This is a genomic window from Paracoccus sp. (in: a-proteobacteria), from assembly GCF_035556475.1.
Lineage (GTDB): Bacteria > Pseudomonadota > Alphaproteobacteria > Rhodobacterales > Rhodobacteraceae > Paracoccus.
This window is the reverse complement of the sequence record NZ_DATMFA010000049.1, coordinates 1-13,404: the sequence shown is the minus strand read 5'-3', so window position 1 is coordinate 13,404 and position 13,404 is coordinate 1. Positions and strand designations below refer to the sequence as shown.

13 protein-coding genes are annotated in these 13,404 nt (G+C 65.4%); 3 read left to right on the top strand and 10 right to left on the bottom strand.

Going from position 1 to position 13,404, the window contains the following annotated elements; translation table 11 throughout:
• The 4 genes from VNQ78_RS06505 to VNQ78_RS06490 form a co-directional block, all read right to left on the bottom strand.
• Window positions 1–495, bottom strand: a 495-nt coding sequence (locus VNQ78_RS06505; RefSeq protein ID WP_325687832.1) for a glycosyltransferase family 2 protein, incomplete at its 3' end; no start/stop codon positions are given.
• Window positions 492–2,051 carry an ArnT family glycosyltransferase gene (locus VNQ78_RS06500; protein ID WP_325687830.1) on the bottom strand — a complete coding sequence of 520 codons (1,560 nt, stop codon included), beginning with the start codon at window positions 2,049–2,051 and terminating at the stop codon, window positions 492–494. The genes VNQ78_RS06505 and VNQ78_RS06500, both read right to left, overlap by 4 nt.
• Entirely contained in the window at window positions 2,048–2,338 is a 291-nt protein-coding gene (locus VNQ78_RS06495; RefSeq protein ID WP_325687828.1) for a lipid-A-disaccharide synthase N-terminal domain-containing protein, read from the bottom strand. Before VNQ78_RS06495 ends, VNQ78_RS06500 begins: the two co-directional genes overlap by 4 nt.
• Window positions 2,339–2,447: 109 nt before the next feature.
• The gene (locus VNQ78_RS06490) at window positions 2,448–3,104 is read right to left on the bottom strand and encodes a response regulator transcription factor (protein WP_325687826.1); all 657 of its coding nucleotides are present in this window, start codon (window positions 3,102–3,104) and stop codon (window positions 2,448–2,450) included.
• A 153-nt stretch (window positions 3,105–3,257) separates the two neighbouring features.
• On the opposite strand from VNQ78_RS06490, the gene VNQ78_RS06485 reads away from it, so the two are divergent.
• Window positions 3,258–3,755 carry a dual specificity protein phosphatase family protein gene (locus tag VNQ78_RS06485; RefSeq protein WP_325687823.1) on the top strand — a complete coding sequence of 166 codons (498 nt, stop codon included), beginning with the start codon at window positions 3,258–3,260 and terminating at the stop codon, window positions 3,753–3,755.
• Window positions 3,756–3,869: 114 nt separating this feature from the next.
• Here the strand turns inward: VNQ78_RS06485 and VNQ78_RS06480 are convergent, their stop codons facing one another.
• Window positions 3,870–4,184, bottom strand: coding sequence for a GNAT family N-acetyltransferase (locus tag VNQ78_RS06480; protein WP_325687821.1), 315 nt, complete (start codon window positions 4,182–4,184; stop codon window positions 3,870–3,872).
• Window positions 4,185–4,319: 135 nt separating this feature from the next.
• A complete protein-coding gene (locus VNQ78_RS06475) occupies window positions 4,320–5,156 on the bottom strand; it encodes an alpha/beta hydrolase (RefSeq protein ID WP_325687818.1) in 837 nt (278 codons plus the stop codon).
• A 302-nt stretch (window positions 5,157–5,458) separates the two neighbouring features.
• Between VNQ78_RS06475 and VNQ78_RS06470 the strand changes: the two genes are divergently transcribed.
• Complete coding sequence (locus VNQ78_RS06470) at window positions 5,459–6,220, top strand: FadR/GntR family transcriptional regulator (protein ID WP_325687816.1); 762 nt, start codon at window positions 5,459–5,461, stop codon at window positions 6,218–6,220.
• A gap of 254 nt (window positions 6,221–6,474) precedes the next feature.
• Window positions 6,475–9,264 (top strand): bifunctional aconitate hydratase 2/2-methylisocitrate dehydratase, encoded by a 2,790-nt coding sequence (locus VNQ78_RS06465; protein ID WP_325687814.1) that lies wholly within the window; start codon window positions 6,475–6,477, stop codon window positions 9,262–9,264.
• A 109-nt stretch (window positions 9,265–9,373) separates the two neighbouring features.
• Here the strand turns inward: VNQ78_RS06465 and VNQ78_RS06460 are convergent, their stop codons facing one another.
• The 4 genes from VNQ78_RS06460 to VNQ78_RS06445 form a co-directional block, all read right to left on the bottom strand.
• Entirely contained in the window at window positions 9,374–10,135 is a 762-nt protein-coding gene (locus VNQ78_RS06460) for a DUF1194 domain-containing protein (RefSeq protein WP_325687812.1), read from the bottom strand.
• A 131-nt stretch (window positions 10,136–10,266) separates the two neighbouring features.
• Window positions 10,267–11,346 (bottom strand): AI-2E family transporter, encoded by a 1,080-nt coding sequence (locus VNQ78_RS06455; RefSeq protein ID WP_325687810.1) that lies wholly within the window; start codon window positions 11,344–11,346, stop codon window positions 10,267–10,269.
• A 184-nt stretch (window positions 11,347–11,530) separates the two neighbouring features.
• On the bottom strand, window positions 11,531–12,760 hold the full coding sequence (locus tag VNQ78_RS06450) for an HlyD family secretion protein (RefSeq protein WP_325687808.1): 1,230 nt from the start codon (window positions 12,758–12,760) through the stop codon (window positions 11,531–11,533).
• Window positions 12,753–13,187, bottom strand: a complete 435-nt coding sequence (locus VNQ78_RS06445; RefSeq protein WP_325687806.1) for a hypothetical protein — start codon at window positions 13,185–13,187, stop codon at window positions 12,753–12,755. The genes VNQ78_RS06450 and VNQ78_RS06445 overlap by 8 nt, the downstream gene beginning before the upstream one ends.
• Window positions 13,188–13,404 lie beyond the last annotated feature (217 nt).

The window sequence follows — 13,404 nt, the reverse complement described above, 5'->3', positions numbered from 1 at the left end:
GCGCCGGAACAGCTTGAGCCCGCAACCGGAATCCGCGACCCCGTCCTGCAGCGCGGCATTGCGCAAGGCATTGGCGATGCGCGAGGCGATGCGCCTGCTTGCCGTGTCGCGGCGCCCCTGACGCTGCCCCTGAACCAGCCCGATCCGACCGACGGGGACGATGGCAAGGCTCGCGATCAGCACGGGGATCTGGTCGGGCGGGTTCTGCCCGTCCCCGTCCAGCGTCGCGACCCAGTCATGCCGGGCCGCGCGGACACCGCTACGGATCGCCGCCGATTGGCCGCTGCAAAGCGCATGGCGGATCAGGCGCAGGCGGGGCTCGGTCGCGGCCAGTTGCAGAACCCGCGCCGCGGTGGCGTCCTCTGAGCCGTCATCGACGACGATAACCTCGATCTGGCGCCCTTCGAGGGCGGCGAAGGTCTCGGCGATCAGCGGGCCGATCGCGCCTTCCTCATTGTGGCAGGGAATGACGATGGAGAGAGAAGTGACGCTCATCTGCATGCCTCATGGTCTTGGTTTTCATTTTCAGGGGAAATCCACAGCCCGTATTCCCGGCCGCGGAAGGTCATGGTGTCGGATGGCACGGAAGCCTCGGGCGCGCGCTCGGCCGGGATGACAAGGACGCGGCCAGGGCATTCCCGCAGCCACGCGAGACCCGCCGCGGGGGCGTCGAAAAGCTGCACCGGATTCTTCAACCGGCCGGCATAGCCGAACTCGCCCGCGTAGGCGCCGCCGACCAGTCCGACGCCCGCCTCGTCATGGAGGGCAAGGCGAAGGCCCGGCCTTTCCGCGTCATAGACCCCGTATAGGCCGCCCAGAAACAGGGTCGAGAGCGACAGGATAACGGCGCTGCTGGCAAGGGCAGCCGCCCTGCCCCCCCGCCAGACAAGGAATATCGCCGCCAAGGCCAGCCCGACCGCCAGCAGGACGGGTGGAAGCGGCCGCGCGACAAGGCGCCATTCGTCGGGACCAAGCCCCAGCACGACCGCGCCCAGCAGAAGCGCCAGCCCCGCCGGGACCAGAGCCGCCGCCCGCAGCGACAGGCGCGGCGCGGCAAGGGCGGGGGCAAAGGCAATCGCCACCGCCGGCAGCATCGGCAGCAGGTAATGCGCCTGCTTTCCGCTGATCATGGTGAAAATCGCGAAGGTCGCGCCGATCCAGACCGGCAGCGGCCCCGGCAGCCGCGCCGCACGCCAGACGGCGGGGGACCAGCCCCAGGGCCAGATCAGCAAGGGCGTCATGGCGAAGAAGAACCAGAACGGTTTCTGATGGGCAAAGGAATCGACCATGCGTCCCGCGCTTTGCGTCCAGAGCACGGCAGAGCGGTATTCAGCCCCTCCAGCGATCAGGGCCGGACCCAGCCAGAGCGCGACGATGCCGAGGCCCGCCGCGAGACCCAGCGCGACCCCGGCCAGCATCCGGCGCGTGCCGATCCCGGCCCAGAGCGGCGTGGCAAGCGCCACCGGCAGCAGATGGATCAGGATCACCGGCCCCTTGGCCAGCGCCCCCAGCGCCAGCGCGGCGCCCCATCCGATCCAGGCGACCCGACCCCGCGAGGCCGCGGCGGTCAGCGCGGTGACCCCCAGCACCGTCGCCAGTGCCTGCATCGCGTCAAACATCGTCAGCCCGGCGAAGAAGGTAAAGCCCAGCATCCCCGAGAGCATCAGCGCCGCATTGCCACCGACCCCGGCCACATCCGGCATCAACCGGCGCGCCAGCCGCGCCGTGGCCCAGATCGAGGCGAGGCCGAAGGCAGGCGCGACCAGCCGCGCCGCAATCTCGGACGGACCCGTCACCAGCCAGACGAGGTTGATCAGCCAGAACAGCAGCGGCGGCTTGTGGCTATAGGGCAGCCCGTTCAGATGCGGCACCAGCCAGTCGCCGGAGATCCGCATTTCCCACGCCACGGTCAGATAGCGGGTCTCGTCAATCGGCATGGCGGGGCGCAGAAGCACGCCCAGCACCGAAAGCCCCGCGAAAAGCGCCAATGCCAATGGAAGCGCGGGAACGGCCAGCCTGTCGCGGTAGACCTGCGAAAGCTGGTCGGTCATGCGGCGACCTTCGCCGCAAGTTTCGAGGCCGCCTCGGCCCGGATCAGGCGAAGGTTGCGCAGATAGACGACCAGCCCCGAGGCCTGCCCGATGATGAAGACCGGATCGTGCCGCGCCAGTGCATAGCAAAGCAGCGTGACCCCGCCCGCGAGGCTGAGCCACCAGAAGGCCATCGGGATAATGCTGCGGCCCTGCCTTTCGCTGGCGATCCACTGGACCAGAAATCTGGCGCTGAACAGCATCTGGCCCAGAAGGCCGATGCCAAGCCAAAGGTTGGATGTGATCATGTGCCCGTCCATGCAATCTCGTCCCGGCGGCCGCATGACCGGCCCGGAATCATCGTTTCTGTGACGGACCTAGGTGGCGAAGCTGAACCGAAGCTGAACGCCGGACGACTTATTTCGGGATGCGGTAGCCAAGGTTGCGCTGGGTCTGGATCATGTCACGACCCAGTTTGCGGCGCAGCCGGCTGACATAGACCTCGACCGTATTGCTCTCGACGCCTTCTTCGAAGCTGTAGAGCCGGTCCTCGATCTCGGGGCGCCCGACCAGGCGGCCGGCATTGCGCAGCAGGGTCTCGAAAACGATCCATTCGCGCCGGCTCAGATCGACCTGCCCTTCGGGTCCGGTGATCCGGCGCGCGGCCAGATCGACGCGAAAGGGTCCGAGATCGACCAGCGGATTCGGGTTGCCGTTATAGCGCCGGGCCACGGCCCCGATCCGGGCGGACAGCTCGGACAGGTCGAAGGGCTTGACCAGATAGTCGTCCGCACCGGCGTTCAGCCCCTCGATCCGGTCCGAGATCCGGTCCATCGCGGTCAGGATGATGACGGGCGTAGCCTTCCCCCGGGCCCGCAAGCCCCGCAAAAAGGGAATGCCGTGCCCGTCGGGCAACAACAGGTCAAGCAGGATCAGATCGTAATCCATCGTCCGGGTACAGGCTTCGGCATCGGCAAGATCGCGGACCCAATCGGCCAGATGACCGTCGGCGACGATCTGCTCCCTGACGGCAGGACCAAGATCCTTGTCATCCTCGACCAGCAGGATCCGCATGATTGCCCCTTTCCTGACCGGGCGGCGTTCAGCTTGCCTTCAGCTTCGCTTCCCAAATGACGCGGCATGAGAGAATCATCCGCCCCCTCCCGCCCTTTTCGCCCTTTCCTCTTCGTTGCGGCAATCCTTATCCTTCAGGCCATTATTCTGCCCGTGGCATGGGCCGCCCATCTGCAGGCCGGCGGCAACTTCCACGAGGTCATCGGGGGCGAGCTTTACCGCTCGGCCCAGCCCGATGCGGACCGGCTTCGGGATTGGGTCAGGGATCACGGTATCCGCAGCGTGCTGAACCTGCGCGGCGCGTCGGACGGTGCGTGGTATGTCGAGGAAATCGCCACCGCGAATGAACTGGGCCTGACCCATGCGGATTTCGGGATGAGCGCGGGCAAGCCCCTCTCGCAAACGCGCTCGGATCAGTTGATCGCGCTGATGCAGCAACTGCCAAAGCCGCTTCTCATCCATTGCAAGCAGGGCGCCGACCGGACCGGGCTGGCCTCGGCGCTGTATCTGGCGGCGCGGGGCGACGGCGAGAAGCGGGCCGAGGGCCAGATCTCGTTCCGCTATGGCCATGTCGGCCTGCCCTTCACCGCAGCATGGCCGATGGATCAAAGCTGGGAGGCGCTGGAGCCGTCGCTGGGCTTTGAAAGCTGAGGGCGGCGCAACCCGGTCATCGAGATGCAGGATAAATACCGGAGCATCCCGGGCGACGGCGTGACCCTCATCCAGTGCGGTGGCGCTCCTCCTCGGATCAAGGGCAGGCGGGTATCAGGACTGGATCACGTCCGACCATTCGGGATGACGCTGGGCCTGTGCGCGGACGAATGGGCAAAGCGGGACGATGCGCTGGCCATGTGCGCGGGCATCCGCGATCAGGCGGTTCACCAGTGCCCCCGCGGCCCCGGTGCCGCGCATGGCGTCGGGGACAAAGGTGTGATCGGCGATGATCAGCACCGCCGAGGCTTTCGAGAAGGTCAACTCGCCCTCGCCGTCGATCCCGTTGATCCCGTTGATCCGCGCGACATAGCGGCCCTTGCTGCCCTGATCCTCATAGGTCACTTGAACTTCAGGTTTGTCATTCATGTCATTCTGCTCCGTCAGGATTGGCGGGAAGGCTCGCGCCGGGCGCTCGCCTTCCATCTGGTCACTTCGCGGGGTTCGGGCCGGTCGTCGCGCCATGGGCTGCGCGTTCGGGCGCTTATCCATGGCGCCGATGGCCTAACCCTTGATGAACTCCAGCAGGTCGGCATTCAGGACATCGGCGTTCAATGTCAGCATACCATGCCCGAAGCCCGGATAGGTCTTCAGACTACCATTGCGCAGCAGCTTCGCGGATTTCGGGGCCGAGGCGCCGATCGGCACGATCTGGTCATCCTCGCCATGCAGCACCAGGGTCGGCACGCCGATGGCCTTCAGATCCTCGGTCTGGTCGGTTTCGGAAAACGCCTTGATGCCGTCGTAATGGGCCTTGGCCCCGCCCATCATGCCCTGACGCCACCAGTTCTGGATCACCCCCTCCAGCGGCTCGGCCCCGTCGCGGTTGAAGCCATAGAACGGTCCGGCCGGGACGTCGCGAAAGAACTGCGCCCGGTTGGCGGCAAGCGCGGCGCGGAAGCTGTCAAAGACCTCGACCGGCAAGCCGTCGGGATTTGCGTCGGTCCTGACCATCAAGGGCGGCACGGCCGAGACCAGCACCGCCTTGGCGACGCGCCCCGATGGCTCGCCATGCTTCGCCACATAGCGCGCCACCTCGCCTCCGCCCGTCGAATGGCCGATATGGACCGCGTTTCGCAGGTCCAGCGCCTCGACCACGGCGAAGGCGTCGGCCGCGTAATGGTCCATGTCATGCCCCTCCGCCCCCTGGGTCGAGCGGCCGTGCCCGCGCCGGTCATGCGCGACGACGCGGTAGCCCTTGGACAGGAAGAACAGCATCTGTCCGTCCCAGTCATCGGCGCTGAGCGGCCAGCCATGATGGAACACGATCGGCTGGGCATCCTTTGGCCCCCAATCCTTGAAGAAGATCTCGATACCGTCCGAAGTGGTAACAAAACCCATATCGGGCACTCCTGAGTTGAGGTTTCAGAGGGCCGGCAACGCGGCATGTCCTGCCCCGCGCGCCGGGTTTCCGATCGTCTCTGCTGGCCGTGCTTTGGCGATAGCCGTCCAAGTGGGACGGCCACGGGCGTGATCTAATTCCGGTGGTCGCATGCGAAGCAAGGAAAAAACCGCACCACCGAACGAAAGGGTAAAAGGGCGGTGAGCCGTGCCTCTGCGTCGTGCAGATCTGCTTGTGCGGCCCGCCAAGATTTCCGCTGAATTCCGGCAGCGGATCGTCTATCACGGATGACATGACGCTAATGACGGATTCAGACGACAGGCCGGTCTTTTCCACGCATACGACGCGGCGGATCCACGGATCCATCGCGGATTGGCTGGGCCGGCAGATCGTTGCCGGCAGGCTTGCCGAAGGTCAGCCCGTCCCGAAGGAGATGGAGTTCGGCGACCTCGCCGGCGTCTCGCGCGGGGCCTACCGCGAGGCGCTGCGGCAGGTCGCCGCCAAGGGGATGCTGATCAGCCGCACCCGCAGCGGAACGCGCGTCGCCGCGCGCGAGAACTGGACGCTCCTCGACCCCGATGTCGTGCGCTGGTTCTTCGAATCCGGCACCCCGCCGGACTGGTTCATCACCTCGATCTACGAATTACGCGGCATGGTCGAGCCTGGGGCCGCCGCCCTCGCGGCCGAACGCCGGAGCGAAAGCGACCTTGATGCGTTCCGCAAGGCGCTCCACGCGATGCGGACCTGCGACATGGCCGAGACAAGCTGGCATCAGGCCGATGCCGGCTTCCATCGCTCGCTTCTTCGCAGTGCGCATAATCCGGTTCTGGCGACATTGGCGGCCGGGATCTGCGCCGCCGTGACCTATACCGCCGCCTTCCGTTACCGCGACATGGCGAACCCCCATCCGCGCAACCCGGTCGAGGACCATGCCGCCGTATTCGAGCGGATCGAGGCCCGTGACCCCGAAGGCGCGCGGCGCGCCATGGCCGAGCTGCTCGATACCGCCGTGCTCGAAACCGCGGGCGAGACGGTCTTCGACCTAGGGCAGATGACGCCCTGAGGCCGGAGGAAATCTCGCCGCCCCGCGAGGCGTCCACCGGAAGCGTGACCGACATCAGCCAAAGCTGCGACGGCCCGCGATGCCCACGAACTCCCTGACCAGCCAGACCCGGCGGCAAAAGGAATATGCCGGCACCGGCCCCTTGCTCCCGGATCGCGACCGGTATACGTCGGCATACAATCAGCTTGCCACCGCTCGCCAACGAAATCTGAAGGCCCGGTGTGCTCGCTTACTCCTGAAGCCTAGGGATCGTCATGAGCTTGTACACAGACTACCTAACCGAAATCGAAACCCGTAAAGGCGAGGGTCTGCATCCCAAGCCCATCGATGATGGTGCGCTGGTGGCAGAGCTTATTGCCCAGATCGAGGATGCGGGAAGCGAGCATCGCAAGGAGTCGCTGGACTTCCTGATCTACAACACCCTGCCCGGCACGACCAGCGCCGCGGGCGTCAAGGCCGCGTTCCTGAAAAGGATCATCCTCGGCGAGGTCGTCGTGGCCGAGATCACCCCGGCTTTCGCCTTCGAGCTTCTGTCCCACATGAAGGGCGGCCCCTCGGTCGAGGTTCTGCTCGACCTCGCGCTTGGCGCCGATGCCGCGATCGCCGCGCAGGCGGGCGAAGTGCTGAAGACGCAGGTGTTCCTCTATGACGCGGACATGGCGCGCCTCGGCGAGGCCTACAAGGCCGGCAATGCCGTGGCGAAGGACATCCTCGAAAGCTATGCCAAGGCCGAGTTCTTCACCAAGCTCCCGCAGGTCGAGGACGAGATCAAGGTCGTGACCTATATCGCCGCCGAAGGCGATATCTCGACCGACCTGCTGTCACCCGGCAATCAGGCGCATTCGCGCTCCGACCGCGAGTTGCACGGCAAATGCATGATCTCGCCCGAGGCTCAGGCCGAGATTCAGGCGCTTCAGGCCCAGCACCCGGACAAGCGCGTCATGCTGATCGCGGAAAAAGGCACCATGGGCGTCGGCTCGTCGCGGATGTCGGGCGTGAACAACGTCGCGCTCTGGACCGGCAAGCAGGCCAGCCCCTATGTGCCCTTCGTCAACATCGCCCCGGTCGTCGCGGGCACGAACGGCATCTCGCCCATTTTCGGAACCACGGTCGACGTGACCGGCGGCATCGGCATCAACCTGAAGAACTGGGTCAAAAAGACCGACGCGGATGGAAAGCCGATCCTGAACAATGACGGCAACCCGATCCTCGAGCAGAAATACTCGGTCGAGACCGGCACCGTCCTGAAGATCGACACCAGAAACAAGAAGCTTTGCGACGAGAACGGCAAGGAACTGGTCGACGTCGCCTCTGCCTTCACCCCCCCGAAGGTCGAGTTCATGCAGGCCGGCGGCTCCTATGCCATCGTCTTCGGCAAGAAGCTGCAAACCTTCGCGGCCGAGACGCTGGGCGTCGAACCGACCCCGGTTTTCGCCCCGAACAAGGAAATCTCGGCTGACGGTCAGGGCCTCACCGCCGTCGAGAAGATCTTCAACCGCAACGCCGTGGGCGTGACGCCGGGCAAGACCCTGCTTGCGGGATCGGATGTCAGGGTCAGGGTCAACATCGTCGGCTCGCAGGACACGACCGGCCTGATGACCGCGCAGGAGCTTGAGGCGATGGCGGCGACCGTCATCTCTCCCATCGTGGACGGCGCCTATCAGTCGGGCTGCCACACGGCCTCGGTCTGGGACAAGAAGGCGCAGGCGAACATTCCGAAACTCATGTCCTTCATGAACAATTTCGGCGTGATCACCGCGCGCGACCCGAAGGGCGTCTATCACTCGATGACGGACGTGATCCATAAGGTGCTGAACGACATCACCGTGGATGACTGGGCCATCATCATCGGGGGCGACAGCCATACCCGCATGTCCAAAGGCGTGGCCTTTGGCGCCGACTCGGGCACCGTGGCGCTGGCGCTGGCGACGGGCGAGGCGACCATGCCGATCCCGCAATCGGTGAAAGTCACCTTCAAGGGCACGATGCAGTCGCATATGGACTTCCGCGACGTGGTCCATGCAACGCAGGCGCAGATGCTGAAGCAATTCGGCGAGAACGTCTTCCAGGGCCGGATCATCGAGGTTCATATCGGGACGCTGCTGGCCGACCAGGCCTTCACCTTCACCGACTGGACGGCCGAGATGAAGGCCAAGGCCTCGATCTGCATCAGCGAGGACGAGACGCTGATCGAGTCGCTGGAAATCGCCAAGTCGCGCATCCAGATCATGGTCGACAAGGGCATGGAAAACGCCGCCGGCACGCTGCGCGGCCTGATCGCCAAGGCCGACAAGCGCATCGCCGAAATCCGCTCGGGCGAGAAGCCGGCCCTCACGCCCGACGACAATGCGAAATACTTCGCCGAGGTCGTGGTCGATCTGGATGTGATCGACGAGCCGATGATCGCCGACCCCGACGTCAACAACGCCGATGTGTCGCGCCGCTATACCCATGACACGATCCGCCCCGTCTCTTATTACGGCGGCACGAAAAAGGTCGATCTGGGCTTTGTCGGTTCCTGCATGGTGCATAAGGGCGACATGAAGATCGTTGCACAAATGCTGAAAAACCTTGAGAAAGATCAGGGCAAGGTCGAGTTCAAGGCCCCTCTGGTCGTTGCGGCCCCGACCTATAACATCATCGACGAGCTGAAGGCCGAGGGCGACTGGGAGATCCTGCAGAAATATTCGGGCTTCGAGTTCGACGACCTGCTGCCCAAGCACACCGCGCGCACCGAGTATGAGAACATCCTCTATCTCGAGCGTCCGGGCTGCAACCTCTGCATGGGGAACCAGGAAAAAGCCGAGAAGGGCGACACGGTTCTGGCCACCTCCACCCGCCTGTTCCAGGGCCGCGTGGTCGAGGATACCGCCGAGAAGAAGGGCGAATCCCTGCTGGCCTCCACTCCGGTCGTGGTCCTGTCCGCGATCCTTGGCCGCACCCCCAGCGCCGAGGAATACAAGGCCGCGGTTGAGGGCATCGACCTGACCAAATTCGCTCCGCCCCGCGAAAAGCCGGGCATGGCGCGGTCGGTTCACTTCTGAGCCGAGCCGGGATCGGCAAGGCCACGGAAGAATCCGGCCTTGCTGTCCGAGGTTGAAAATTTCAAGGGCCGCGCCGGTTATCGGCGCGGCCCTTTCTGTTTTCCTCGCCTCACTCGCTCCAGCTTCGCTGGCGCTCCTCCCACAGGCGCTCGCCGATCAGGCAGTCGCTTGCGGGTGCGGTCTGGGCAAGGATGATCTCCTCGCGCGGCGGTATTCCCCCCGCGACCTCGAGGAACAACTTCTGGCGGACGGCGGTGGCGAATTGATCCCAGCTTTTCACTTCGATCGAAAACGCGCCCATGCCACCGATGACGCAATCGGCGTAATAGCGGTCGAGATCGGGGATCGAACTCCACCCGCCGCCGTCGCCTTCGTTCGTCAGCAGCGGCAGGCCGTTGATGGTGATCCCGCGTGCGAGGGCAGCGTCGCGCGCCTCGGTCACGGGCCTGCCCTGATTGTTGGGACCGTCCCCCGATACGTCGATGACCTGACGCATGCTGGCATAGCCATTGCCATCGAAAAGACCCGAGGCGAAGTCTATCGCGCCCGAGATCGAGGTGCGGGAAACCGGGCCGGCCAGCCCCGCCTCGATGCGCAGCGCGAAATCTTCGGCCGCCTCGGCGCTGTCGATCAGCGTCCAGGGGATCGCAACCGATTGCGAACCGGCCCCCGCCCATTCGACATAGGTTACGGCGATCCGCCGCCAGTCGCCCGACAGAATGGCCTGCTGGATCTGGGGATTGCGGAAGGCCGCGGCATAGCCCTGCCGCTGGAGCAGCTGCTCGGCCGGGTCGATCGAGCGGGAAATGTCCACGGCCAGCACAAGCTCGACCCCCACGCCAAGATCGGCCGGGGGTGTTTGCGCGGCCATCGGACCTGTCAGACCGGCAAGAAACAGCGATGAAAAGCAACGGATCGGGACAGTTTTCACGGGCGTCAGCCTCGCTGGAACTTGCCGAGGATAGCATGTTTCCGCGGGGTTTTCGATGATCACGGGTGGCGTCAATTGCCGTCCGGGCCGGTCTGGTTCGGGTCATGGATCCAGGACCGCAGCAGATCGTAGAATACCGCCAGCACGACCGGGCCGAGGAAAAGGCCGATCAGGCCGAAGGACAGCGTGCCGCCGATCAGCCCCATGAAGATGACCACCGTGGGCGTCGAAAGCCCCCGCCCCATCAGCAGCGGCTTCAGCACATTGTCCATCACGGTCAGCGGCACCAGCATCACGGTCAACAGCAGCGCATGGGGCGCGGACATCGTCAGCCATGCCCAGATCAGCACCGGCAGCACGACGGGCGCCGGCCCGATCTGGAGGATGCAGAGAACAAGGATGACGAAGGCCAGAAGCCCCGCCCCGGCCACCCCGGCAATCTGCAGAGCGACGCTGATCAGGATGGTCTGAAGGATCGCGATGCCCACCACCCCGCGCGAGACGTTGCGGATGGTCTGGGTCGCAAGCTCGACGAATTTCTCGCCCCTCGGCGCAAGCACGCGGCGTGCCAGCTTGCGGCCCCAGGCGGCAAGGCCCGGCGCGGGAACCAGCAGCACCGCCGCCAGCAGGATCGACAGGATGAAGCGGATCAGGTCCAGCCCGATCTCGGACAAGAGGCCGACGAGCCGCGCCCCGATCGGCGCCAGTGCTTCGCGATAGCGCGACACCAGCTCTTCGAGGTTGGTGGAGGCGAGTTGCCACGCCGCCTCGAACGAGGGGCCGACCATCGGCAGGTCGGCAAGCCTCGGCGGCAGCGGCGGCAAATGCAGCGCCCCGCTCTGAATGCGGTCGATCAGGATATGCACCGTCTCGACCAGACTGGTCGAAAGGGCCGCGACCGGCCCGATCACCACGGCGAGCATCAGGAGCCCCAACAGCACCGCCGCGATCCGCCTGCCCCCCAGCCGGGCCGAAAGCCAGTCCTGCACCGGCGCCAATGCCACCGCCAGAACCACCGCCCAGACGAGGATCGGCAGCAGCGGCCGGATGAGCGCGAAGGACAGATAGATGAAAAGGCCAAGCAGGCTGAGCCGGATGATCAGGTCGGTCACACGGGTCTCGAACGTGTCGCCCTCCGGCTTGTCGCTCATCCCGGCCACTCCATTTCAGGACTTCCCGAGCGCGGGGATCGGAGGCCTTCCCCGATCCCGCAGATCGCAGAAGCGCGGGCGGGATAGGCCCCGCCGGACCCTGCACGGATCGCCGCAAGGCGACGACGGGACGCGGTGACGAGCGCTTTCCTGCATGATCACTTCCTTCCCTCGCGTTCCCGCGTCAGTGGCCTTTCAGCACAAGCGTCTGGACCGGCAGCATCAGCGCCTGAATGCGCAGGATCAGCGCATGGACCAGACCGACCGCATCAATGGCGTGAAGCGCAAAGCGCTGGAAACCGCCGAGGCTTTCATCCGCCAGCCGGTCATGGTTGCTGCTATAGGCATTGGCGATGCAGCTTGCCCCCTGCGGAAGCCCGTCCAGCGCGCCCTCGTAAAGCGGCTCCATGATCACGGTGATGGTCCCCCCGCGCGCGAAGCTGCCCACATCGAGAAGCTGGTCGGTCGGGCGGATCTGTCCGCCGGCGATCACGTCCTGAACCTCTGTCACCACCATCGGGATGATCCGCCAGGGCTTCGCGGCGCATGTGACCTCGCCGATCATGCCGGGCTTCATCACCTGGCTTTCAATCTGGCCGAAACCCGCGGCAAGCCCGGTGATCCGCCGCTCCGGCACCAGAATCCCCGCCGGGCGCAGCATCGGGTTCACCACGTCCCCCGCACGCAGCGCGAATTGCTGGACGATCCCGTCGGTTCCGGCCACCACGAGAGTCTTGTCCAGCTCGACCTGCGCCTCGTGCAGGGCGGCCTCGGCGCTGGCCTTGCGGGCGGGCAGTTGAAACTCGACCTGCGCGTTCAGGGCGTCGCGGGCCGCCACCGCCGCATCGACCATGCCCTGCTGGGTCGCCACCTGAACCTCGGCCCGCTCGACGTCGCGGCGGGCGATGGCGGTCGAGTTCTGGGCCAGCAGCGCATTGCGGGTGTCATATTCGTCCTGCGCCTGCGCCAGCATCCCCTGCGCCTGCGCGATCCGGCCCTCGGCCTCGCGGACCTGAATGCGTGCGACGGTCAGTTCCGCCTCGATCTCGGCCAGCTTGCGACGGGTGGTTTCGACCGCGGCCTTCTGCTCGGTATCGTCCAGCCGGAAGAGCGGGTCGCCCTTTTTCACGTGCTGGTTGATGTCAACGAAGGTTTCGGCGACGCGGCCATTGGTCTCGGGCAGGATGGTGACGGTGCGGAAGACCGAGGTGGCCGAGCTGGTCGATGGGTGGAAATAGAAGATCGCCGTGATCAGGCTGATGGTCAGCAGCAGGCAGAGGACGATGCCCCAGCGCAGCTCATACCAGACCGTGAACAGGGTGATCTCGCGTCCGACGCGCTTGCCTTGCACGAAGCGGCGGAACAGGAAATCCGGCAGGATGGTGACCGAGGAACAGAGCAGCAGTTCAAGCATGGCCCTGCTCCGCAACCTCGGACTGGTCAACCTCGTCAGCGACCGGACGGGCGGGCGGCGTCTCGGTTCCCCCGGCCATCCGACCCAGCGATTGCGCCATCGAGGAAAGCGGCGTCGTGAAATCCGGCAGAGGAATAATCGCGATCAGCAGGCCCGCGATCCAGAAAGCGTGGTTATGCGTAAAGAGCGCGATCAGCGCGAGGACCGCCACCAACTCAAGCTGGATCTTCTGGCCGCGATGGGCCATCTGCTCGGGCAATGCGTGAAGCTTGAAGTAGAAGACCCCGACCCCGACCACTGCAAGGACCAGAAAGATCCCGGTCGCGATCATCAGCCAGTCGGTTTCGCCCGGCAACGTGATGAAGGGCGGCAGATGCGCCACCGCCTCGGGATGCAGCAATGTCTCGGCATGGCCTTCAGTCGCCAATCGCATCCTCCATCGGTCGTGTCGAAGGCCAAACCAGTTTTCAGCGGCCCCGATTGCGCCACAGTCTACGCGCGCCGGGTTCCGCGACCGAACGTATGCATGTAACTCACTGTTAGCTTGCCAAGCCCTGCGGACCGAGCCGACCCGGCTCCCGGCCATCACCGATCGCTGCGATCGCGCGCCCGATTGCCTCGATCAGGGCCGGATGGGCATGCCG